The organism is Hallerella succinigenes, from assembly GCF_002797675.1.
GTDB lineage: Bacteria > Fibrobacterota > Fibrobacteria > Fibrobacterales > Fibrobacteraceae > Hallerella > Hallerella succinigenes.
The window spans coordinates 2,169,445-2,191,199 of the sequence record NZ_PGEX01000001.1 but is presented as its reverse complement, the minus strand read 5'-3'; the positions used below and the strand labels follow the sequence as shown (position 1 = coordinate 2,191,199).

The 21,755-nt window shown below is 49.4% G+C and carries 21 protein-coding genes; 3 read left to right on the top strand and 18 right to left on the bottom strand.

The window, feature by feature from the left end:
• Positions 1 to 30 precede the first annotated feature (30 nt).
• The 8 genes from pth to BGX16_RS09995 form a co-directional block, all read right to left on the bottom strand.
• Positions 31 to 585 carry an aminoacyl-tRNA hydrolase gene (gene pth / locus BGX16_RS10030; RefSeq protein WP_100425901.1) on the bottom strand — a complete coding sequence of 185 codons (555 nt, stop codon included), beginning with the start codon at positions 583 to 585 and terminating at the stop codon, positions 31 to 33.
• A gap of 11 nt (positions 586 to 596) precedes the next feature.
• The gene (locus tag BGX16_RS10025; RefSeq protein ID WP_241899528.1) at positions 597 to 1,808 is read right to left on the bottom strand and encodes a bifunctional folylpolyglutamate synthase/dihydrofolate synthase; all 1,212 of its coding nucleotides are present in this window, start codon (positions 1,806 to 1,808) and stop codon (positions 597 to 599) included.
• A 55-nt stretch (positions 1,809 to 1,863) separates the two neighbouring features.
• Positions 1,864 to 2,553 carry a cell division ATP-binding protein FtsE gene (gene ftsE / locus BGX16_RS10020; protein WP_100425899.1) on the bottom strand — a complete coding sequence of 230 codons (690 nt, stop codon included), beginning with the start codon at positions 2,551 to 2,553 and terminating at the stop codon, positions 1,864 to 1,866.
• A 6-nt stretch (positions 2,554 to 2,559) separates the two neighbouring features.
• Positions 2,560 to 3,843, bottom strand: coding sequence for a peptidylprolyl isomerase (locus BGX16_RS10015; protein ID WP_100426829.1), 1,284 nt, complete (start codon positions 3,841 to 3,843; stop codon positions 2,560 to 2,562).
• An 8-nt stretch (positions 3,844 to 3,851) separates the two neighbouring features.
• Entirely contained in the window at positions 3,852 to 4,664 is an 813-nt protein-coding gene (locus BGX16_RS10010; protein WP_100425898.1) for a hypothetical protein, read from the bottom strand.
• 26 nt (positions 4,665 to 4,690) lie between these two features.
• A complete protein-coding gene (gene hrpA, locus BGX16_RS10005; RefSeq protein ID WP_241899527.1) occupies positions 4,691 to 8,503 on the bottom strand; it encodes an ATP-dependent RNA helicase HrpA in 3,813 nt (1,270 codons plus the stop codon).
• Positions 8,500 to 8,883, bottom strand: coding sequence for a hypothetical protein (locus BGX16_RS10000; protein WP_100425897.1), 384 nt, complete (start codon positions 8,881 to 8,883; stop codon positions 8,500 to 8,502). Before BGX16_RS10000 ends, hrpA begins: the two co-directional genes overlap by 4 nt.
• 101 nt (positions 8,884 to 8,984) lie before the next feature.
• A complete protein-coding gene (locus BGX16_RS09995) occupies positions 8,985 to 10,193 on the bottom strand; it encodes a multidrug effflux MFS transporter (RefSeq protein WP_157797981.1) in 1,209 nt (402 codons plus the stop codon).
• Between the two features lie 330 nt (positions 10,194 to 10,523).
• On the opposite strand from BGX16_RS09995, the gene BGX16_RS09990 reads away from it, so the two are divergent.
• Positions 10,524 to 12,056 carry an extracellular solute-binding protein gene (locus BGX16_RS09990; RefSeq protein WP_157797980.1) on the top strand — a complete coding sequence of 511 codons (1,533 nt, stop codon included), beginning with the start codon at positions 10,524 to 10,526 and terminating at the stop codon, positions 12,054 to 12,056.
• Between the two features lie 81 nt (positions 12,057 to 12,137).
• On the top strand, positions 12,138 to 13,886 hold the full coding sequence (locus tag BGX16_RS09985; protein ID WP_157797979.1) for a sensor domain-containing diguanylate cyclase: 1,749 nt from the start codon (positions 12,138 to 12,140) through the stop codon (positions 13,884 to 13,886).
• A 64-nt stretch (positions 13,887 to 13,950) separates the two neighbouring features.
• On the opposite strand, the gene BGX16_RS09980 is transcribed toward BGX16_RS09985, so the two are convergent.
• Positions 13,951 to 14,454 (bottom strand): hypothetical protein, encoded by a 504-nt coding sequence (locus BGX16_RS09980; protein WP_100425893.1) that lies wholly within the window; start codon positions 14,452 to 14,454, stop codon positions 13,951 to 13,953.
• An 8-nt stretch (positions 14,455 to 14,462) separates the two neighbouring features.
• On the bottom strand, positions 14,463 to 14,930 hold the full coding sequence (locus BGX16_RS09975) for a hypothetical protein (RefSeq protein WP_100425892.1): 468 nt from the start codon (positions 14,928 to 14,930) through the stop codon (positions 14,463 to 14,465).
• A gap of 73 nt (positions 14,931 to 15,003) precedes the next feature.
• Between BGX16_RS09975 and BGX16_RS09970 the strand changes: the two genes are divergently transcribed.
• A complete protein-coding gene (locus tag BGX16_RS09970; RefSeq protein WP_100425891.1) occupies positions 15,004 to 15,495 on the top strand; it encodes a hypothetical protein in 492 nt (163 codons plus the stop codon).
• Here BGX16_RS09970 and BGX16_RS09965 read toward each other — a convergent pair.
• The 8 genes from BGX16_RS09965 to BGX16_RS09930 are packed head-to-tail and all read right to left on the bottom strand — an operon-like array spanning position 15,451 to position 21,748.
• Positions 15,451 to 16,164, bottom strand: a complete 714-nt coding sequence (locus tag BGX16_RS09965) for a glycosyltransferase (protein ID WP_100425890.1) — start codon at positions 16,162 to 16,164, stop codon at positions 15,451 to 15,453. The genes BGX16_RS09970 and BGX16_RS09965 overlap by 45 nt on opposite strands.
• 9 nt (positions 16,165 to 16,173) lie before the next feature.
• Positions 16,174 to 17,043, bottom strand: coding sequence for a glycosyltransferase family 2 protein (locus BGX16_RS09960; RefSeq protein WP_100425889.1), 870 nt, complete (start codon positions 17,041 to 17,043; stop codon positions 16,174 to 16,176).
• Positions 17,028 to 18,293: an O-antigen translocase gene (locus tag BGX16_RS09955; RefSeq protein ID WP_100425888.1), complete on the bottom strand. Its 1,266-nt coding sequence runs from the start codon at positions 18,291 to 18,293 to the stop codon at positions 17,028 to 17,030. The genes BGX16_RS09960 and BGX16_RS09955 overlap by 16 nt, the downstream gene beginning before the upstream one ends.
• On the bottom strand, positions 18,290 to 19,231 hold the full coding sequence (locus BGX16_RS09950; RefSeq protein ID WP_100425887.1) for a GNAT family N-acetyltransferase: 942 nt from the start codon (positions 19,229 to 19,231) through the stop codon (positions 18,290 to 18,292). The genes BGX16_RS09955 and BGX16_RS09950 overlap by 4 nt, the downstream gene beginning before the upstream one ends.
• Positions 19,224 to 19,832, bottom strand: a complete 609-nt coding sequence (locus BGX16_RS09945; RefSeq protein WP_100425886.1) for an acyltransferase — start codon at positions 19,830 to 19,832, stop codon at positions 19,224 to 19,226. The genes BGX16_RS09950 and BGX16_RS09945 overlap by 8 nt, the downstream gene beginning before the upstream one ends.
• Complete coding sequence (locus BGX16_RS09940) at positions 19,816 to 20,919, bottom strand: DegT/DnrJ/EryC1/StrS family aminotransferase (RefSeq protein WP_100425885.1); 1,104 nt, start codon at positions 20,917 to 20,919, stop codon at positions 19,816 to 19,818. Before BGX16_RS09940 ends, BGX16_RS09945 begins: the two co-directional genes overlap by 17 nt.
• Positions 20,916 to 21,344 carry a sugar 3,4-ketoisomerase gene (locus BGX16_RS09935; protein WP_100425884.1) on the bottom strand — a complete coding sequence of 143 codons (429 nt, stop codon included), beginning with the start codon at positions 21,342 to 21,344 and terminating at the stop codon, positions 20,916 to 20,918. The genes BGX16_RS09940 and BGX16_RS09935 overlap by 4 nt, the downstream gene beginning before the upstream one ends.
• On the bottom strand, positions 21,341 to 21,748 hold the full coding sequence (locus BGX16_RS09930; protein WP_100425883.1) for a sugar 3,4-ketoisomerase: 408 nt from the start codon (positions 21,746 to 21,748) through the stop codon (positions 21,341 to 21,343). The genes BGX16_RS09935 and BGX16_RS09930 overlap by 4 nt, the downstream gene beginning before the upstream one ends.
• Positions 21,749 to 21,755: the final 7 nt, after the last annotated feature.

Below are 21,755 nucleotides of genomic sequence, written 5' to 3'. Positions count from 1 at the left end.
AAATGTTGTTTTAAGTTGGAATATCAGGCCTTATTTGCCGTTATAACGTTCCATGCACTTGGCGATTCCGTTCTTGAAATAACATTCCACCAAAGCAGGAACTTTTCCAATCGCCTCGTCAAAGACAGGACGGTCTTCCGGCGGGAACTTGGCAAGCACCCAGTTCGAAAGATCCCACTTGGGAGGGCATTTTCCTACGCCAAAGCGCACACGTGCGAACTGGTCGCCCACATGCTCAATAATATTACGAAGCCCGTTCTGACCGCCGTGGCTCCCGTTTGCACGTACACGGATACGGCCCACATCCAAATTGATATCGTCCGAAAACACAAGCAGCTGAGACGGCTTTACCTTGTACCAGGTCATCAAGGCCTGAACCGCTTCGCCGGAGAGGTTCATATACGTCTGCGGTTTCGCAAGCAGAACTTCTTCCCCGCCAACCGTCACTTTTTGCGTCAAAGCCTTGTATTCCGACTTCCAGCTTTTGCCCGGATCGGCAAGCATTTCTACAGCCATAAAGCCCGCATTGTGATGCGTATTTTCATACTGGTTTCCGGGATTTCCAAGTCCGACGATCAAATACATACAGCATTTCCTTAATGTTTTTCACTTTCGGACTTCGAGAAGCCACGAAAGAACTTCAAATCTTCAAAATCGTTTTTCAAAAGATCGATCGTTTCGCCGATCATATACAAGGAACCGGTCACAAGCACAGGCGCATTCGATTCTGCCTGGACCTTTTCCAAAAAAGCCTTGGACATTGGTGCAGAAGTTCCTACGGAGCAGCCCAAGGACTTGAGTTCCAGAGCCACATCCTCGATTTCGCGGAAGCGTTCGTAAGGGGTCCGCGTCACGTGCCACGTCGAAACATGGGGAACCAGCATCGGAATCATTTCGTCAATCGCCTTATCCTTTAAAGCGCCGAAAATGCAGGGAAACTTTTGATTTGGGTAATAGGCATCCAAGGCTTCTGCAAGGCGTTTGACCGCATGCGGATTGTGAGCGCCATCGAGTAGCCAACAGAACTTTCCGTTCGCATCCAAAAGCTTATGCATACGCCCGATCCATAGGGACTTTTGGAGCGCTTCCCGAGCCGTTTTCTCTGAAAACTTTTCGCCCAAAAAACTTCTGGCTGCAGCGAGGGAAAGAGATGCGTTTTCTATGTAATGGCGACCTGGATTCGGCACCTGCAAATCTTTAAGTACGCTCGGCTTTTCGACCGTTGCCGGTATGCCCTTCACAAATTCTTCCGCATCCTGCACCAATACATCGCTGATGCCTCCGATAAACATTTTCGCCCGAGGAGAAAGTACACCGAGCTTTTCATGGAGAATCGCAGATTCCGTACAGCCGAGCCATTCCGTATGCTCTAAACCGATGCTCGTCAGCACGGCCAGTTCACCGCAAGCCGTTCGCGTCGAATCCAAGCGACCGCCGAGACCCGCTTCCACAACCGCCGCGCCGACACGCTTTTCTGCAAAATACAGAAAACAGACAAGCGTCACCGCTTCAAAAAAAGACACATGCGTATCGTTTTTTTCTGCCGCAGACTTTACCTGCAACAGCAAACGGTCAAAATCCTCTTCCGCAATCGGAAGATTATCCATGCGGATACGTTCCCGAACGTTCACCAAATGCGGACTTGTATAAAGCCCCGCAGAAACGCCGTGGGCTGTCAAAATATTTGCCAAGTAAAAAGAGGTCGAGCCTTTTCCATCCGTTCCCACCACATGAATCGTGCGGAACTTTTTTTCGGGATGTTCCAAAAACTCGAGCAGGCGCTCCATGTTTTTTAAATCACCTGTCATTCCAAGAGGCGCTAGGGAATGCAGATATTCTATACCAGCTAGATTCATGAAAGCATTAAAGGATGTCTCGATTCTGAAGAACGCCATGCGAAAGCGTCAAGCGCCGAAACGGACTGTTCATGTAAAAGTCCGGGTTGTGCGTCGCCATCAAAACCGTTGTACCGCGAGCGTTGATTTCCTTGAAAATCCTGAAGACTTCATTTGCATTTTCCGGATCGAGATTACCCGTCGGTTCGTCCGCAAGAATCAGGTACGGATTGTGCACCATGGCGCGAGCGATTGCCACGCGTTGCTGTTCACCGCCCGAAAGCGTGTACGGCATAGCGAGCCTCTTTTGGGAAATTCCCACGAGAGCGAGCGCGTCAAAGACTCTTGAATTCAACTGTTTTTCAGGAGTTCCCGTAATGCGGAGAGCAAGCGCTACATTTTCAAAAACGTTGCGGTCCGGCAAAAGCTTAAAGTCTTGAAAGACGATTCCCATGTGACGGCGAAGTTCCTGGACCTGTTTTTCCGTAGCGGTTTTCGTATCGAAAACAAGGTCTTTATTGAACTGCACCATGACTTCGCCACCATGGAATTCATCAGGGCGTTCGTCCATATAAATTAACTTGAGAAGCGTCGATTTTCCTGCACCGCTGTGACCCGTCAAAAAGACGAATTCACCTTGGTTGATGCGAAGCGTGACATCGCAAAGGGCTTTCCAGTTGTCCTCGTAAGTCTTCGTCACATGCAAGAATTGGATCATGCGGAATTATTCCTTCATGCGAATTTCGATATGCACTTCTTCACGCCACTTCTTGACGAATTCGCGCAGTTTTTGATCTTCCATGTAGTTAATCGCAAACATTTCCACTTTCATGTAATCTTCGTCGAGATTGTAATCGCGGACCTGCTTCATATCATCCATACGGATCAGGTGCAAAGCATCCCCAGCCGGGAACGGTTCCGAAATTTCACCGACCGAAAGATTCGAAACGATCGGAGCGAACGTCGAGTCCACGTCCGTCTTTTCAAGCCAACCGAGGCGACCTCCGTTAAAGTTCGTTTCCTTATCGGAACTGAACTTTTTCGCCGCTTCCGCAAAGAGCGTATCCGTCGTCAAAGAGGTACGTAGAGAGTCCGCAAGCTTCATCACGCGAGCGGTATCTTCTGCCGTAGGAATGGTCTGCAAAAAAATCTTCGCCGTGCGAACGCCATCTTCCTTGCGACCGATGACGCGGATAATCGTCCAACCGCCCTCTGTCTTTACAGGCTTCGGCGTATAGGCACCGTTATCAACCGTCTTGATGGCACGTTCGTAAACCGGATCCAAAAGACCTTTTTGGAAGTAGCCGATATCACCGCCCTTGGCCGCTGTAGAATCCTGCGAATGATTCTTGGCGAGAATTTCCCAGCTCATGCCGTGATCCAAGGAATCGATTAGCGATTCAGCGATCTTCTTGACCGAGTCCACAATCATCGGGCTCGGTTCGATTTTCAAAGCGATATGCGCAAGGCGCATGCAGTTGTACTGACGAGGAATGGAATCCTTGTAATGTTCGTAGAATTCAGCGACTTCCTTGCGGGTCGGTTTGATTCCACCGACGTAACGCTGGCGGATACGGCCAATCGTCATCTGTTCCCGAACCTGTTTTGCGAGGTTTTCCCGGTACTGCACCATGCTCATGCCGAGCTGTGCACGGATCGCGCGTTCGAGGATTTCCATGCTAATATTCTGACGCGCCGCGAGATTCTGCAAATGTTGCGTCACACGCAGATCGACTTCGTCGTCGGTAATCCGAATCGAGTCGCGGTCCACGCGCGAAAGCAGAACCTTGTCGTCAATCAGGCGGTCGAGCACAAACGCAATCTGTTCCTTTTCCGATTTTTCCGAGGCTTCTGCCGTATTCTGGAACTGATAGAGGTTTTCCATCACTTCGGAACGCATGATCGGCTTGCCATCGACAATCGCGGCGATGGATTCAAAAAGTTCCGGAGCTGCGAAGAGAGAACTTGCAGTCCACAAAACGAGAGCGATTAAATTTGATTTCTTCATAAGCATTCTCAATGGGTCGCGGATTTGGCAATTTCTTCCGGGTAGACGAAAATCGCCTGACGCTTCTTGATATCATCCTTAAAGTTCGCGATAAATTCCTTGCGCTTGCTGTTTGCGGCAAGAACCTGTGCAAGCTCCGCCACATCCGTAAAAGGTCGCACTGAGCCGGAATCCTGCTTAGCAAGCACGATCACGCTCTTCAAATGCTTTCCACAGGTCTTCGGCGGAGAAATTTTCCCGACCGCAAGCGTTCCGAGTTCTACACTCGGGCAGTCAAACGGTGCAACCGTCACCGAATCAAAGGTTTCCACTTCGCGCACAAGCCAGCTCTTGGAAGGTGCTTGCGTAATCACCTTGCGCGTCGCCGGACCGTAGTACTGCCAGGCCGTCGTTCCGCTCATGTACGTCACCACGGCAAGGTCGTAAACATCCGATTCCAAAGCAAAATTTTCAGGATGCGCATCGTAATAAGCGGCGACTTCCATTTCCGAAACCGAAATCGTATCCGTCACCTGAGCAAAGTAAGCTCCCAGAATGATCTTCTTCTTGGCATCTTCAATCAGGCGCTTGATTTCAGGACGTTCGTCCACCCGGTCTTCCAAAGCACGTTCATAAACCGATTCACGGGAAATCCAATGATCCACTCGGCTAGTCCGCTCTTCGATCGAAAGGGAGTCCCAGACTCCTTCTGCCTGCATTTCGGACAATTTCAATTCCGAATTTTCCACACGGGCAAGAGTCGGGTCCGAAGCCGAACCTGAAACCTTGCACGCGACAAGGCCCATCGTCAACAAAAGGGTCGGTAAGAGTAAAAAGCGCATCGTTTCCAAATTAGAAAATTTGGATCTCAGCGACTCTTGAATCGTGCCCGAAGTTTCAAGAGATCGTCCCTTTCGACCTTTTCTTCGGGAGCCTGGGCAAGGAAGGAGCGTTTATAACGCAAAAGTTCAAAGTTTTCAAGCAGAATCTGGAGCGAAACGATCGCATCAAAGGAATCCGCATCCGAGCGCACCTTTTCGGCGAGCGAGAGCGTGTCCCGAGCATTTTTCAACTCATGATCCTTCAAAAAGCGGCCAGCAAAATACGAGGAAAATTTTTCGCGCAGATTCTTGACGGTCGGAAGCGAAAGCCCCTCTTTCCATTCGCCCCATTCCGAAGCCTTTTCGGGCAAGACAAAAGCGGAAATTAGCCGCAGACGAGCGTAAAGGTTTTCTTCTGCAGCTAGGCGAGACGCCAACTGGAGAAGTTTTTCCGAGACCTTTGTTCCTCGACGGAACCCGACGAACGCTTCGCGGAAAGCGTCCCACGCCCGAACAAAAGCGGTCACGCCGAGATACGAAGCGTCAAAGACCAAGCGGAAAAGCCCTTCGCGGGAATTCGTTTCCGCGGTCGTTTCCCGGGACGAAATATCGGCAAAAGAGCGCACCTTGCGTGATCGCGCAAATTCAATTCCGGAGAACCGCGCAAGCACTTCGTCCAAGTAATCGACGGTAAACTTTTCCTTTTCCGCATCCGTCATCGCAAGCAAAGAACGCAAAGCCCAGCCCGATTCATCCCTGCGATTGAGGAACGCAAAGCGGGCTTCAAACAAAGACTTGAGAGCCGAATCTTCTAGACTCACCAAGCGCGTTCTGCGATAGAACCTTTGCCAAAAATCCGCTTCTTCCGTCTGCATCGCCAATGCGCCTTGCGGCTTCCAACCGTAAGAAACGCCAAGCACAGGCATCGCCAAAGCCGCTTTCTGCACCAGCGGACGAACCGCATCAAAGAAAATGCAGGCGCCCCATTCCGGAGAAAGTTCTAACGGGAATTTTTCGGAAAATTCCGAAGAGGTGATAGACAAATGAAGCATCAGATGATGCTCGTTTTGCGGATTCAAAACCGGAAGCGCAGCTTCGGAACTTCCAAAGCTTTCAAAGGCTTCGTACAACGAAATGAGCGGAGACTTTTGCGGATTCCTTTCGAGAAAATCCACGAAGCGGTCGTCCAGGTCATCCTTCTTCTGTTCGAGCTTTTTACGGTCACCCTTGGGCAGTTCACGAATGAACGCTTCCACCATCCAGGCTCGCCATTTCGAAAGCTCATGGGCAAGAATCGCTGGGGAAAGTTTTGGCAAAAAGTCCGCCGGGATTTCAAGAGAAAGACCGTCCCAGGTTTTACTTGAATCAAAGACGAGTTCCGATCGAATTTGACGGTCGAGAATTTTCTGAAATTCGACAACGCCGCCATGTTGCGCCGCCTTGCGCTCTTCTTGCGCCTTGGCAAGCTTTTGACGGTACGCCGCCGCAATGACCGGATTGTTCTTGAAGGATTCAAAATGTTCCATCCCCGTTTCCGAAGCGTGGAACCAATCCTCTTCTGTATAACGGAGCGCCTTGTCCGTATTCTTCGCCATAAATTCTTTTAACGTCTGCAGGGAGAACACGCCCGGAGCGCGTTCCATCAAATAATCCACCTGCAGATCATCCGACGGACAAATTCCCCAACGTCGCAAACGCACTTCGCTCGCACGCAGCGCTTCCAAAACGCGTTCATTGTGCTGCATAAAGGGAAAAGGCCTTGGCATATCCCCTTCGACGATCGCTTCGAGAAAGAAAATCCGCGCCGCTTCTTCTGGATTCACGCGTCCATAATCAACGCGGTGCGAACGGGAAAGGACCATGCCGCGGAAAGAAACCTCTTCGACCGCTTCCACAAAGCCACGTTCCGGATTCCAGCGCGGTTCAAACCAGCGGTAAGTACAAAAGTCCTTGGCGACCTTGATGATCCACTCCGGCATGATCTCCGAAGCTTTCGTCAAAAAGACGCGGCTCGTTTCACGGACTTCTGCCGAAAGCACAAACTCCGGGAACTTTCCAGCGAGATCGCTTCCCGGGAAAAGGTAAGCATCACGACCGCCGACAAGACGGTAGCAACCATTATCGCGATCCCTGCGTGCAACACCACCGAGGAATCCCGTCAAAAGGGCAATGTGCAAATTATCGCGGTGAAAGGAATCAAACGGACAAACATAAGAGCCGAACTTGACCTTGAGAATGCGAGAGAATTGTTCATAAAGATCGATCCATTCGCGACAGCGCAAAAAATGCATAAAATGCTTTTCGCAGTACTTGCGAAGCGCATTCCAAGTGGTACCGTTCCATTCCCTACAAAAACCGTTCCATTCCGCAAGGAAGGTCAAAAAGTCGCTCTTGTGACCGCCCATGCCCTTGTGCATTCGACGGGCTTTTTCCTTCATCGGTTCTTCCGACGGGAAAAGCCTTGGATCCTGAATGGAAAGCGCCGAGCAGACGATAATCGCCGGTTGCAAAACGCCCGCGTTCCGCGCCCTTAACAAGACGGCAGAAAGTGCGACATCCATCGGCAGGTGCGCCATTTCTGCGCCAAAAGGCGTCACTCGCGCACCGCGTTCCACGCTCGAGAGTGCACCGAGTTCAAACAGCGACTTGTACGCGCCACGGAAAGCGGATCTCGGAGGCGGCTGAATGAACGGGAAATCTTCCACGGAAAGGTTCAGGCTGCGGAGTTGCAGCACCACATTCGAAAGGTTTGAACGGCGAATTTCCGGTTCGGTAAATTCTTCGCGGTCGTTAAAATCTTCTTCTGTGTACAGGCGAACGCAAACGCCCGGTTTGACGCGACCCGCACGTCCTGTACGTTGACGGGCGCTCGCCTGTGAAATTTTTTCCACCGGAAGTCCTTGGATACGCGTCTGCGGATTGTATCGCGAAACACGCGCCATTCCCGTATCGACCACATACGCAATTCCCGGAATCGTCAAAGATGTTTCCGCGATATTCGTCGCGAGCACAATGCGCGTCTTTCCGGAATTTTGAAAGACCTTTTTCTGTTCCCGAGGACTCATGCGTCCAAAGAGCGAAAGCACGTCAAACTTTTTATCGTCGAGCTTTTGAATCAGTTCGGCGCTCAAATCCTGAATGTCGCGTTCTGTGGGAAGAAAACAGAGCAGGTGATCTTTCCCTTCTTCTTCCAAAGCAAGAATCGCATCACGAGCTTCTTCGACAAGGCCCGAATCGCCTTTGCTCTTAGAGGAATTCTCTTGCGGATCGGCAAAGATGATTTGGACCGGGTACATGCGCCCTTCCGCTTCGAGAACCGCCGAATTTTCATAAAACTTTTCAAAAAGTTTGGCGTCAAGGGTCGCACTCGCAATCACCAATCGAAACTCCGGGCGTTCTTTTAATACGCCCTTAAAAATGCCGAGCAAAATATCGATGTTGAGCGAGCGTTCATGCGCTTCGTCGACCATGATTGCGGAATACATTTTGAACAGGCGATCCTGGCGGAATTCCTGCAAAAGGATACCGTCCGTCATCACTTTAATCGGAGCGTCTTTAGGACCTTCTTCCAAAAAACGGATTCGCGTCGAAACAAGATTTTCATCTTTCAATTCTTCACGCAAACGGTCTGCGATAGACATCGCCGCAAGTCTGCGGGGTTCCGTCACACCGATTCTGCCACCAGCCGCAAGACCGCTTTCGAGCAAAAACTTGGGAACCTGAGTCGACTTACCGGAACCCGTGTCCGCCTTGACGATTACGACCTGATGTTTTTTTAAAAGCTCCAAAAACTCTGCCCGTTTTTTGACAACGGGAAGATCCGGATATTCGATTTTCAGCTGTGCATAATCCGCGGTCACAGGCGATCGATAAAGTCAGAAACGTCTTTACAGGTTTCGAGGTCGATGCGGAGATTGTCCAAATCTTCCTGCGAAATCTTGTCCGTTTTCGTATTCTTTTCTGCGGAAGGCGGTTCGGGATGCGGAGCGGATTGAAGCGCTTCCAGCTCGCTTGCTGCTGCCGCTTCACGCACCTTATTCAGCAGCGGGAAAATGTCATGATGCATCTCGGCGCTTTCACGCAATGCATCGACGACGCGCGTCAACTTTTTGCGAAGCGTGTGAAATTCTTCACGATCGAGTTCAAAAACTTCCCCTTCCATCGTAATCAACGGCGATTTGCAACGACCGCAGACACAGACGACCAGAGAACTCTTTTTCCCATGAAGCGAAACATCCATCTCGTTTCCACAATGTGGGCATTTGATATGCATTTTTTCCATACCTTACAATGTACTTTTTTTATTCGAAAGGAATGGATTGTATCCAAAAAAACACCGATTTAAGCAACGACCGGGGCTGTCACTTTTTTATACCGCGAAGAAGTCGCCACAAGAGTCGAAAAAAGCACGGCGACGCTCCCCACAAGCAAAGCGATTCCAAGCGTTTGGAACGTATCCCCAACGCCCACAAGCGGCGACGCGATGCTTCCCATCATAAAGCCAAGCGCTCCCATCAAAGCACTCGCCGTTCCACCATTCGCGCGTTCCGTGCGCAAGGTCTGCGCCGTCGCCGGAGGCTGCAAAAGGCCAAAAGAAAAGAGCAGCACAAAGAACGAAGCCTCAACCCAAATCGGTCCCGCCTTGACAAACAAGAGCGAGAACGCAACAATCGAAGCGATGACCAGCAAAACAGCACCAAAACGAAGAGCCTTCAAATCCTCGCTAAACTGACTCGAAAGCGCACAGCCAACACCAATCCCGACCGCATTCAGCGCAAAAACAAAGCTGAACATCATCGGCGAAAAGCCATATCCTACCTGAAAAATAAAAGGCGATGCCGAAATATAGGCGAACAAAACAAAGCTCGACGTCACAAAGATCATCAAGTTCCGCACGTATTCCCCATTTTTCAAAACCTTACCATAAAGTGCAAAAGTCGAGAGCAAGGACTTTTGAGAGCGGCGGCGCTCCGCAAGCGTTTCTGTAAAGCGAAGAGCAAGTCCAAGAAGCACAACACCAATCACAAGTAGGGCGACAAAAGTTCCCTTCCAGCTCGTAAACTTCAAAAGGATTCCGCCAAATACAGGCGCCGTCACAGGGGCAATCCCGTTAATCGCACTCACAAGTGCAAGGAATTTTGAAAGCAGTTTTCCGCGAAAAGAGTCCGTCGTCACCGAACGAGAAATCACAAGACCGCCAGAACCCGCCATACCTTGAAACAGACGGTACAGATTAAAGCTCCAGATATTCGGTGCAAAAAGGCAAAGAAGAGTCGTCACCAAAAAAACGACAAGCGAAGCGATCAGCAGTTTTTTCCGCCCAAACTTATCGCTGATCGGCCCCACCAAAAGCTGTCCACAAGCAAGGCCGAGCATGCTCATGGTAAGGCTCATCTGGACCGACGAAGCGCTCGCGCTAAAGTAATCCGTAAGAGACGGAAGCGCCGGCAAGTAGAAGTCCGTAACGAACGGTGTAAACGCGGTCAACATGCCAAGCATAATCGACAAATAGACGTAACCGTTCGGATATTTCTTTTGTGTGGCTGTCATTTTTACCTCTTTAAAACAAAAAAAACAACGATTTCCTTTTGCAACTGGACTTACGTTCGTTACAAACAGCGCGTTGTTTTTGTCGAGCAATGTAGAAAGATTTTTGAGAAATTCAAACGCTGCAGGAATCGTTTTTCGCACCTTTTCCAAAGAATTCTTTATAATTTTTTGCCCATTGCGCAAGAGAGTTTCATCACATTGGAAGCTTACTTTTTTGTGACGAAGTTGCCGTTTTTTATTAAATTTCAAGAATTTGTGCATCGCACGCAAGCAATTACATATAGATTTGTATCATACATTGCTTGCGTTTTGTATTATCAGGAGATGGCTATGCCTCAAAGAGTTTTTTTGCGTTTTTTAGCTGTGCTACTGCTTATCGCAGGATTGGTTGCAGCCCAACCACTTGAAGTTTGGATTATGCCAAACGGAGCAAACCCGCAGGGAATGCTCGAACAGCGTCTTGCGCTTTTTGAACAAGAGACTGGCTTAAAAACCAAGGTGAAAGTTCTTGACTGGGGCGAAGCCTGGAGTTTGATCACCTCCGTCTTGGAAGGCAAGCAAAACGCGCCGGATGTTTTGCAGCTCGGCACTACCTGGATTTCCTATTTCGCCTCTCGCGGCCAGCTGGCAAAACTCGATGCCTATCTCCCCGAAATCAAACCAGAGCGTTTTATGAAAGTCAGCTGGAAGACCACCGGTACGGATGGTGATTCTGCGACCTATTCGATTCCTTGGTTCATTGACGCCCGCGCTCTCATGGTGAATAAGTCCATTTTGGCAAAAGCCGGCATAACCGCCAAAGATGTGGCAACCTATGAAGGTTTCTACCAATCCTTAAAGAAGATCAATAATCTTAACCTGCAGAGCAAAGACGGATTCAAGATTCGAGCCTTCGCATTCCCGGGCAAGAGCGACTGGAACATTCCGCATAACTTCGCTCCGTGGGTTTGGTCCGCAGGCGGATCCTTTGTCAAAAAAGATGATCATGGAGCTTGGCATTCTAACCTCCTGGACCCGAACACGATTGAAGGCATCGCCGCTTACCTTAACTTCGTGATGGATTCCCTGGTGGATAAGGCGAATTTGCGACACAATACCGCACAAATCGTTCAACTTTTTAACAATGGCGAACTCGGTTTCATTCTGAACACGGCCGAACTCGTGATGCAAATCCGTTATGAAGCCGCCATCGGCGGTCTTGCCGCTTCGACAATCAGTGCCGATGGCATCGACATCATGCCGGTTCCGGCTGGCAAGGCGGGCAGCGTCTGCTTCATCGGTGGAAGTAACCTTGCCATCCCGGCTTCCAAAGCGAAGAACGCCAATGCAGTCAAGCTTTTGAAATTCCTCATTCGCGACGACAACCTGCACGCTTATACAAAGCAAATCGGATTCCTTCCGCCTGTTACCGACGTTTTGAATACGTGGGCAAAGGATTCTTCTTATAAGGTTTTGATCGATCACTTAGAAGACGGTCGCAACTACCCGAACATTCCGGAATGGACGCTTGTGGAAGGCGCATTGATCAATCTCTTTAGCGACATTTGGGGCTATCTCGACATCGGAGGTCTCTATTCCGAAGAAGCAATGTACAGCACGCTTTTAACTCACAACCAAAAGATCAACGATATCTTGCACGCTCCGGCCAATACGACTCCTCCCATGCGGTTAGACGAGTTCCTCGCGCTTTGGAAAAAAGTCACCACACATCAAGTCAACGCTGTAGATTCTGTGAGTAAAACTATAGATTCAGCAGAAGCAAAAGATGGTTCCAATAAGCAAATCGGCTTTACCGCTATCATTTTCCTTCTCGCCGTATTCTCCGGCTTCATTGTAACGATCATACGTAAACGGAAAAAATAAAGGTTTAGTCTAATGTCAAAAGGTACAGGCAACATAAAGAGTAATATCCCACTAGTAAACACCATCGCTTTCCGAAGCTTGATGGCGTTTGCGCTTGCGTTCTTTGTCGTACTTTTCGGCGGCGCTATCTTTATGATTTCCAATCAATTGAATCTTGTTAAAAAAGAAGCCCAGGAACAGAATAAGCTTTCTCTGCATCAGGTGATGACCGTCATCGAAGGGCAATACGACTTGTTCTTGGGACGCCTTACCCTTTTGGCAACAACTCCCTATATTGAAAACCAGGACCCAACAGAATCCGGCGGATTCTTAAAAGGTTACAATGTGGCTCCGCTCTTTATTCCAGGCGAACACGTTGTTCTTTACAATTCCAAGCATGAAAAGGTCAGCGACAACTCCATGGTCGGAATTGCGCGCGTCAATACCGCTTATCATGAACTCAAGGACTTCAACGCCGTAGAACCGCAGCATCCTTACATTTCTCCACTCTTCTGGGAACAGCACACTCCGAAAAAGATTGTCGCTGTTCTCGTCGAAAACCGAGCAAAAGCCAACGGCTTTCTCGCGGCCTCGTTCTCGTTCCGCCGCCTATGGGAAATCTTTGAATCTTATAAGTTGGGCAATAAAGGTTTCTTTGTCATCGTCGATGAAAGCGATGTGATCGTTTACCACCCGAACATTCGCCAATGGGTAAACGGACAGGCCAGAGCTCAGGATCTGGGACTGGAATCGTTCAACGCGAAGAACTTTACCCCATCCCAACCGAACTTCACTTTGATAGACGGCGAGGAATACCTGGTCAATTACGAATACAATCCGCGAATCAAGCTCGGCGTTCTCGCCATTCAGCCGATGATCGAAGTGGAAGCCTCCGCAAAAACCTTCAGCAAGATTTTCTTGTACATCGGCATTATTTCCTTGATCGCAATTCTCATCATAACAGTTTGGATCTTTTACCGCATCGAAACCCCGATACAAGCGCTCATCAACAAGATGCTTGTAATCGCAGACGGAAATTACGAAGAATCGAGCGGTATCACGAGCACCAAGAACAATGAAATTCACGTACTCGCTTGCGTGTTCGACAAAATGCGCTTGACTATCCGCGAAAAAATGTCCGCACTCGCCGAGCACCAGGCTAACTTGGAACAGGAAGTTTACAAGCGCACAGAAGAACTCGCCAAGGCAAATGAACTTCTAAAAATGATTTCCCGCACGGATGAACTGACACAGCTCCCGAACCGCCGAGACATCCGCGAAAAGATCAGCTATGAAATTTCCCGTTTCGACAGATCCAAGCGCAAGTTCTCGTTCCTCTTTGTGGACATTGACAAGTTCAAGGACATCAACGACCACTACGGGCACATCTGCGGCGACTTGGTGCTGAAAACCGTTGCCGAAACGATGAAGAAAAGCCTGCGCAAGCAAGACATCGTATCTCGCTGGGGCGGTGAAGAATTCCTCACGCTCTTACCGGAAACACCTCTCGGCGGTGCAAAACTTGTCGCAGAACGCCTGCGCAAAAAGATTGAAGAAACCAAAATCAGCTTTGCCAATCAAAGCTTGCACGTGACCGTTACCGTGGGCGTCGCCGAATACGACGAACGCTTGGGCATGGATTACAGTATCAACCTCGCGGACCGCGCCCTCTACGAAGGCAAGCAAACCGGTCGAAACAAGATCGTCCTCTTCAACCCGGAAGACATCAGCGAAGACGATTTGAAGGCAGCCAAAGACGAATTGAAATACGCCAAGGGTCAGTTCAACAGCGAAAATCAGTCGCCTCCCACAGGCGAGCAGGATTCTTCGAGCAAAGAAAAAGACGCGTAAAATTTCACAAGCAAAGAAAAGGCGGTGCAATGCACCGCCTTTTGCTTTGAAATTTGAAGAAGAACTATTCCGCAGCTTCTGCCGGTTCGGAATCGGTTTCAACGACTTCTTCCGGTTCATCGGAAAGAGCCGGAGCGTCTGCGTTGCCGAGAAGAGCATCCACATTCACACCGATGAGCTTGTTCGACTTGTCGAAGCTTGCGACGATGTAATAATCGCTGTTCCAGGAAACCGTGCGGAGTTTGCCCTTACCGTCCGGAGATCCCTGAACCTTGCTCGAGAAAATCGACGGGTTTGCGAGGCGCTTTTCGAGAATGGCAAATTCCTTGGAGTTTTTCACCTGCATATTGGCTGAGCAAGCAAGATTCCAAAGGACCGCATTGTTTTCAATGACCGAGTTCTGGCCTTCGACAATGTTCGTCGCCTGCTTGTAATAAGCATTGGTCTTTTTCTGGTAAGCTTCTTCAGCCTGGGAAACGTAGTTACCCTTCTGCATCACGAGAAGGCCTGCCACTGCGACGTTCAAGGCCAAGGATGCAATCGTAAACACTTTCACTTTAGACGCCATAATTCCTCCTACTTTTCCTTAAAAGAGAACGGAGCCGGAGCTTCGACCTTGAATGTTGCAGACGGAGAGAGGGCGACGAGTTCCTGGTTGTCGACAGAAACAAACTTGCCACCCTTGAACGTGAACGAAACCTTGCAGTTTTCACCACAAGAAAGGGTCGTCACTTCACCAGATGTCTGCGGATTTAAAAGCTTGCCTTCGTCGAGAGCTGCGACGCGAGCGTCAAAAGCCGACTTGGAAAGATTCTGCGCAGTCGTTTCGAAAGTGAGCTGCCAGATCAGATTTCCCTTCTGGATGAAATCGTTCTGGGCTTTCACCGTCTTCGCAACCTGATCCGTGTAAGCCTTAGTAGCCACCTTGTAAGATGCCTGGGCCTGTTCTGCATAACCGCTCTTGAGAGCGAACATGATGACGAGCAATGCCACGTTAACCGCAACAGAGACCGCCAAGATGAGTTTCATCTTTTTCGAATCCATACGCTATAATTCTCCTCAAATAGAATTGATAAGTATAATGTATATTTTCGCCTAAAGAAGAAAAGGGAAAAAAATGCAAAAAAGTCTTTCCGAAGCCGTTTTCGAAAACTTAAAAGAGCTGATCAAGGCGAAAAACGCCGCCCACGAGTCCATGTTCAAATTCCATTGGAAAAAACTCTGGCCGTTCAGCCTGATCTTTCCGCAGGTAGACTTTATCCGTATCGAACGCTTTATGGGCGAAGTCAAGGATCAGGCCCTTGCCCAAAAGAAGTTCATCGAAAACAATTTAGGGCAAGCCTTCCCCAACGAAAAAGACTTTTTGAATGCAGTTCCCGCATATATCGACGCCTTGGCGGTTTCTTGCGATAAGCTCGCCGTCATTGCCCGTTTTAAGCAGAATATCCTTGAAAAAACGCAAAGACGCGACGTTTTCGGTTTCAACAAGCTTTTGACGGATTACCAGAATGCCCAATCGGACCTTGTGCGTGCAGGCGCCTTTGTGCAAGTCGCCTGGGGATCCTTAATGGCGACCAAGCAGAATTCGGAGAAGACTCAGACGCCATAAAATCTTTTGCGCAAGGCTCGCCTTGTTCTGTTCTAAAAGGGCGGTCGAATTGTGCGCATGTTGGCGATATTCCAAGAGAGGCTCGTTCAAGAAACGTGCCTTTTTTGTTTTTTCCGCACAAATTCCAATCCACTGATCGTGCATCGGAAGACCCTGAGGGAATGGAAGTGCTAAATCGAGGAGTTCCCTGCGAAACGCCATGCAGCAGCCTGTAAAGCTGTTTTTGAGCACATTTGCCCAGATTCCATGCCACGGTGGGCGCACTTCAAAGAGGCGCTTTCCCTGTTCCCACTTTCCCGTTGCATTCTGCGCATAAAAGTAGGCATCATGCAAAACGCAGCTAACCGTTAAATTTTCAAATTCCGCAAGAACCTTGGAAACTTTATTTTCGAGCCATAAATCGTCCTGGTCCGCAAGAAAAATGAATTCTCCCCTTGCCGAAGCAAGAGCCCTTTCCAGGTTATAGGTCGGGCCCAAGTTTTTTTGTTCAGGCGCAAGAACCTTGATGCGGGAATCGTTCAAACCCTGGATGATTTCAAGCGTCGCATCGGAAGAGCCGTCATCGGCTATCAGCACTTCATCTTTGAGCGAGAGCTGCGAAAGAATGCTCAAAAGCTGTTCCCGAATAAAGGCTTCCCCGTTGTATGTCGCCATGCAGACTGAAATCATATTTTCCGCCTAATACTTCAAGAACTTTCGAGGAATCAAAAGTTTGGGAAGGTGGATCCAGAAAGCGAGCGATGCGTTCGAAAGCTTCGGAAGCATGCGCAGAGCTTCTCCCTTTTGATCGTAAGCGAGCGATGAGAACCAGCGGGTTTTCCAAAGGTTCACCGCTTTGCGGTAAGCGGCATGGGTCTTGTACTTTTCAACCACCGCAAGAATCTGTGCATAGATAAAGTTTAGATTCTTGTGCATCGAATTCGGAAGAACTCGGTAATGACTGCAGACCGTTTTCAAAATGGGAATGTTTCCAAAGCGGTTCGAAAGGGCAAGCCACGCCGGAAAATCTTCAAAGCGAAAACTTTCATCGTAGAAGCCGACTTCGGCGAACTTGCTTTTGACAATCATTTCTGTGGAGCCGTTCAATTCGACGCGTCCAAGCAGAATGTCTTCAAAAGAAGCTTCCGTGGCACGGTCAAAACGGGAATCGGGTGAACCTTCGAGCGTTCCATCGGGAAGCATATTCACAATTTGCCCGGCGCAGGCAGGCACTTGAGGGTGCGATTCCAAGAAGCGGCTCTCTGCTTCTAAGCGCCCCGGAGCCATGATGTCGTCCGAGGCGAATGTGCAAAAGTACTTTCCGTGCGAAAAGGAAATCAGTTCGTTCAGGGTTTTGACGAGACCTTTGTTTTCGCGGTGCTTGTAAAAGAATCCGAATTCTTTAGAGAGCCTTTCCAAAATTTGCGGACTTTCGTCTGTGCTTCCGTCATCAATGACGATGAGTTCGAATGGAACGCCTTTTTGCGCCATCACGGAACGCACGGACGCTTCGACGTACGGCGCGTGATTGTAGCTTGAAAGCAGCACGGAAACTAAAGGTTCTTCCATGAAAGTCTCCGCAACAGAATCAACAGGGCTACAAAGCAAATCCCATTTTCAACGGCGTAAGCAGCAAAAGGCGCATGGTAGCCCAAAGAAGCCGAACCCAAAACCGTCAAAACGGCGAACAAAACATCGGCAGCCACTTCCACAGAAAGGAATGCCACCGTTTCTTTCCGCGCAACGAGCGCAAGGCCAAGGCACCAGCAGCCCGCCTTAAAGAAGTCTCCCACAAACTGCAACGGGATCAGTTCCTTTAACGGAAGGAAGGTTTGCGATAGCGCAATCACCACCACATATTCACGGAACCAAAAGAGAATGCCCACAACCAAACCGGCAAGCGCCATGACGCGCAACAAAAGTCCGCGAAGCGTTCTGTAGAATTCTTCAGAAGAAATCGCCGCCGAAAGACGCGGAAGCAATACAACCCCTAAAATCGAAGAAAAACCGACATTGAAAAAATCCGAAATACGCACTGCGCCCTGCCAAAGACCCGCCGCATCCCAACCAAACTGCTTTGCCAAATAGGAACGCACAAACATATAGAGCACAGGAGTCAGCACCATCGGCACAAGGCCCATCCACGCATAACCTCGCCAAATCTGGGTATTGCTCTGGAGCATCGCACTAAAACGCTTGTAACGGAAACCGCCTTTTTTGGCGTTCCAAATCGCAAAAGCGCAAGAAAGCAACGACTGCGTCGCCACGGCGCTCAACACCGACAAGGATCGCGTCTGCACCATGACAATCACCCAAACACAATTCAAGACCGAAGAAATAATCGTGATCGAAGCCCAGCGCTTATAATCCGAAAGGCCATTCATCACCGCCTGGCAAATCGTCGTTATCGAAAGGGCGATCATCCCCGGAATCGCAAAGAGAATCGCCGCCTGCAAAAGACGCTTCGGCACGCCTGGGAAAAGGGTCTGCAACGGAGAAAAAAAAGCGAACAACGCAAAGAAAATCGCCGTCGCAATCGACGCGTACACGCTAATTCGAAATCCGCCACGCCAAATCGGGCCCAGTTCCTTTTCCTTATCCTTGTAACGGGCGGTGAGGCTCACCCAACCGTTCTGCAGCGCAAGGGAAGAAGTTCCTTGTCCAAAGGTGATCAGGTTCTGCAACTGCCCCACAGCCGCAAAACCGACTGGCCCCATGATCGAAGCCAAAAACTTATTCGTGATAAAAGCGCAAAGAATGCGAATCGCCGTCGCAACCGCAGAACCCGCAGACTGTTTCCAGAATCCCGAAGATTTCATAGATCGTACTCGTAAATATCGTAAGCGACACCACGGGCCGCACAGATTTCTTTTTGATGCACCAAGCCTTCGTTCAAAACGCGACCCTGTTCTTCATTCGAAGTTCCCCAGTCAAGCCAGCGGACTTCGGGAAAGGCATTCGTTTCGTTCATCATCAAAAAATCCATCGCATTCAAAGAGCGTCCTTTTGCAGAACTCGCCAAATACTGCGCATGGGCAACCTGGCTTGAAATGTACACGACGCTTCCCGAAAGAAGTTCACCGTTGAGCGTCACCGTGTAAAGCTTGATATTCTTTGGAAAACGGCTCGAAAGAAGTTCGAGTTCCGCCTTGGAATGGACCGGATGCGCTCCGTGCCCTTCTTGCAGGCAGCTGTCGAGCAGGTCCCAGAATCCGCTAAAATCCTTCGATTCCGCGAATAGGAGTCCTAAGCGATTTCCCTTGTTCAGGTAATACTTCTTTTTAGAGGAAGGCTGTGTAACCTTCGGCTCGATCGTGCTTGAAATCAAACGGGCGCGGATCCTCGCATTTTTGCGAAAGAGCCAGTACAGATCTTCTTGCGAAGGGCGTTCCGCATAAATCCACGGGAGCGCTTTGTAAATCACCTTCTTCGCCCCGAGCTTTTGAAGCTCCGCATCGAGCAAATCAAAAAGGCATTTGACATCCATTGTCTTTACCGAAGCGCCTACAACGAATCCGCCAAAAGTAAGCCCTGCATGGGAACTGAAAACGCCATCTGCATCGAGAGTGCCCGGAATCACGGCACAGATGTCATTTTTTTTATAAAAGAGAAACGAACAGTCCGGAAAACGGTCCGCATGGTAATCCATGTAGTTCCGGTCAAAAAGGAAGTTGCCATTGCGGGATTTTTTCGCAATGAAATCGTTCCACTTTTTAGCATCAGCGGCTGTGTAACGTCGGACGGTAATCTCAGCCATGGGAAGCGACCTCGTCCAAAATTTCTAACGGATCTATCTTGCGAATCACTTTTGCCGGAACGCCTCCGAGAACGACATTCGATGGGAATTTTCCCGAGACAACGGCTCCTGCCGCAACCACGGAATGTTCCCCGATTTCAGTTCCCTTGAGAATCGTCACATTGTTACCGATCCAAACATCATCGGCGATTTTGACCGCAGCCCGTTTTGGAGTCGCCGATAGGCGCACATTCGGCAAGACTGTATGAAAATCCGAATCGTAGATTTCAACTCGCGTACCGATTAAGACCTTCTTCCCAATCGAAATGCCCGGACCTTCGGCAATCGCTACAAAATGATTGCCCACCCAGGAATCTTCCCCGATTTGAATGAGAGCTTCTTTTGTCCGCGGATTCACAAAGACATACGAAGTCCAGAAGTCCGTATCGAAAGCGAGTCCCACGTGAACATTCTTTTCAAAGCGAACCGTTCCCGCACCTTGAGCGAGCAGCGGAGACGCAAGCCGAGGAGAACCTTCCACTTTTGCATCGGAAAGGACGCGGTAAAAAGCCTTGCGCGAAAGCGCAGCCGCTTTGCGGACAATTCTACAGATGAAACGCATTCACAGCCTCGATGACTTTCGAAATTTCGTCTTCGGTCATTTGCGGATACAGCGGAAGACTGAGTTCCGTATCCGCGATTTCTTCCGCGATCGGAAAGTAGAGTTCCCCGAGTTCCCCGTAAGCACTTTGGCGATGCGGCGGAATCGGATAATGGATGAGCGTACCCACGCCCGAATGCGTCAAATACTCTTGGAGCGCCTTGCGGTAAGAAGTCCGAATGGCGAAGATATGCCAAACATGTTCGCCGGGTTTTCCTGGACTTGGAAGCGTCACCAGCGGATTCGAAATGTACTTCATGTAACGTTTAGCGATCTGCGAGCGTTTCGCGTTATCCGAATCCAAGCGAGGAAGCTTCAAAGAAAGGATTGCCGCCTGCAATTCATCCAAGCGGGAATTCATTCCTTTGAACAAATTCACATACTTTTGTTCGCTACCGTAATTGGCAAGAGCGCGGATCGTCTTCGCAAGTTCCGCATCCGAAGTCGTGACAGCACCGGCATCGCCAAGCGCTCCCAAATTTTTACCCGGGTAAAAACTAAAACCGGCCGCATCGCCAAAAGATCCTGCACGCTTGTGATTTTCTACAGCACCGTGCCCTTGAGCGGCATCTTCTACTAAAATCAAATCGTGGATCTTTGCAAATTCCGAAAGTTCCTTGCCCGGAATCGCTCTTCCGTATAAATCGACCGCAAGAATCGCTTTCACCTGCGGATTCCATACACGCTTGACGCCTTCAACTGAAAGATTGAGCGTTTGCGTATCCGGATCGGTAAGCAGAGGAACAAGGCCCGCTTCACTAATCGAAAGGACCGATGCGATATAAGTATTCGCCGGGACAACCACAAAGTCCCCGCGATTTAAACGGCCCATTTGAATATACGCTTTGAAAATCAGAGTTAAAGCTTCAAGACCGTTTGCAACGCCAATGCAGTATTCCGTTCCGCAGTATTTGGCAAACGCCTTTTCAAATCGTTCGCATTCCTTGCCACGAATATACCAACCGCTCTTGACCGCATTTTCCAAAGCCTTGGAAAGTCCCGGTTCAAAAGAATCCGTCACCCGTTTCAAATCCAGATAGGGAATCATTTTCCCTCCCGAAGATTTTCTGCATAAGAAAGGAAGCGTTTGTAATCACGGATGTAATCCGCTTCCTCATACGGATGCGAAGCTAAAACAAGGCAGATTGATCCCGAAGAGAAATTCAATTCTTCCGCCCAGACTCCAGGTGGCACATACACGCCATAGTAAGGTCTGTCCAAATGGATGATCTGTGAATTTTGACCGTCATCGATTTTGGCATCAAAAGCGCCCGAAGCGGCAATCAGCAACTGGTGACATTCCTGATGCGCATGACCGCCGCGGTTTTCTCCGCCCGGAATATCGTACAGGTAAAAGACCCGGTTGATTTCAAACGGGACATCCTTAAAACTTTCCACAGGCGTCAAAGACCCGGAGCGTTCCGTGGTCCGCGGAAATTCGATGTAGCGGCATCCGCCTAAAAGTTCTTTCATTGCGCCGCCTTATTAAAATCTTCAAATTCCCAGATGTAATCATCGGGATCATAAGGTTCCGAACTGAGCACGAGCGCCACGGAATTCGTCGAAAAATTATCCAAGGTGCGGTAATGCATCGGCGGAATATAAAGTCCGTAGTAAGAGCGTCGCAAGGAGTGGCGCACTTCTTCTTTACCGTTGTGCAGCACCACGTCAAAGCTACCCGAAAGCGCAATGATCAGCTCTTGCTGTTTCTTAAAGGCGTGGCTACCGCGGCGCTGTCCACCGGGGACATCGTAAATCCAGTAGCAACGGCGAATCTTGAACGGAATATGATTTTCCGATTCGATAAAACTCAAATTTCCCCGATCGTCGAGGATCTTGGGAAGCGAAAGAATCTGCGGTATCTGAGTCTTATCCATACAAGTT

What these genes read in the sequence shown, in the direction of transcription:
- BGX16_RS09940 (WP_100425885.1), bottom strand. Translation starts at nt 20,919, where the DNA reads ATGATTCCCTATCTGGATTTGAAACGGGTGACGGATTCTTTTGAACCG.
- BGX16_RS09945 (WP_100425886.1), bottom strand. Translation starts at nt 19,832, where the DNA reads ATGCGTTTCATCTGTAGAATTGTCCGCAAAGCGGCTGCGCTTTCGCGC.
- BGX16_RS09980 (WP_100425893.1), bottom strand. Translation starts at nt 14,454, where the DNA reads ATGGCGTCTAAAGTGAAAGTGTTTACGATTGCATCCTTGGCCTTGAAC.
- BGX16_RS09955 (WP_100425888.1), bottom strand. Translation starts at nt 18,293, where the DNA reads ATGAAATCTTCGGGATTCTGGAAACAGTCTGCGGGTTCTGCGGTTGCG.
- BGX16_RS09975 (WP_100425892.1), bottom strand. Translation starts at nt 14,930, where the DNA reads ATGGATTCGAAAAAGATGAAACTCATCTTGGCGGTCTCTGTTGCGGTT.
- BGX16_RS10010 (WP_100425898.1), bottom strand. Translation starts at nt 4,664, where the DNA reads ATGCGCTTTTTACTCTTACCGACCCTTTTGTTGACGATGGGCCTTGTC.
- pth (WP_100425901.1), bottom strand. Translation starts at nt 585, where the DNA reads ATGTATTTGATCGTCGGACTTGGAAATCCCGGAAACCAGTATGAAAAT.
- BGX16_RS09950 (WP_100425887.1), bottom strand. Translation starts at nt 19,231, where the DNA reads ATGGCTGAGATTACCGTCCGACGTTACACAGCCGCTGATGCTAAAAAG.
- BGX16_RS09995 (WP_157797981.1), bottom strand. Translation starts at nt 10,193, where the DNA reads ATGACAGCCACACAAAAGAAATATCCGAACGGTTACGTCTATTTGTCG.
- BGX16_RS09935 (WP_100425884.1), bottom strand. Translation starts at nt 21,344, where the DNA reads ATGAAAGAACTTTTAGGCGGATGCCGCTACATCGAATTTCCGCGGACC.
- BGX16_RS10000 (WP_100425897.1), bottom strand. Translation starts at nt 8,883, where the DNA reads ATGGATGTTTCGCTTCATGGGAAAAAGAGTTCTCTGGTCGTCTGTGTC.
- BGX16_RS10025 (WP_241899528.1), bottom strand. Translation starts at nt 1,808, where the DNA reads ATGACAGGTGATTTAAAAAACATGGAGCGCCTGCTCGAGTTTTTGGAA.
- BGX16_RS09965 (WP_100425890.1), bottom strand. Translation starts at nt 16,164, where the DNA reads ATGATTTCAGTCTGCATGGCGACATACAACGGGGAAGCCTTTATTCGG.
- BGX16_RS10015 (WP_100426829.1), bottom strand. Translation starts at nt 3,843, where the DNA reads ATGAAGAAATCAAATTTAATCGCTCTCGTTTTGTGGACTGCAAGTTCT.
- BGX16_RS09990 (WP_157797980.1), top strand. Translation starts at nt 10,524, where the DNA reads ATGCCTCAAAGAGTTTTTTTGCGTTTTTTAGCTGTGCTACTGCTTATC.
- ftsE (WP_100425899.1), bottom strand. Translation starts at nt 2,553, where the DNA reads ATGATCCAATTCTTGCATGTGACGAAGACTTACGAGGACAACTGGAAA.
- BGX16_RS09960 (WP_100425889.1), bottom strand. Translation starts at nt 17,043, where the DNA reads ATGGAAGAACCTTTAGTTTCCGTGCTGCTTTCAAGCTACAATCACGCG.
- BGX16_RS09985 (WP_157797979.1), top strand. Translation starts at nt 12,138, where the DNA reads ATGGCGTTTGCGCTTGCGTTCTTTGTCGTACTTTTCGGCGGCGCTATC.
- BGX16_RS09970 (WP_100425891.1), top strand. Translation starts at nt 15,004, where the DNA reads ATGCAAAAAAGTCTTTCCGAAGCCGTTTTCGAAAACTTAAAAGAGCTG.
- BGX16_RS09930 (WP_100425883.1), bottom strand. Translation starts at nt 21,748, where the DNA reads ATGGATAAGACTCAGATACCGCAGATTCTTTCGCTTCCCAAGATCCTC.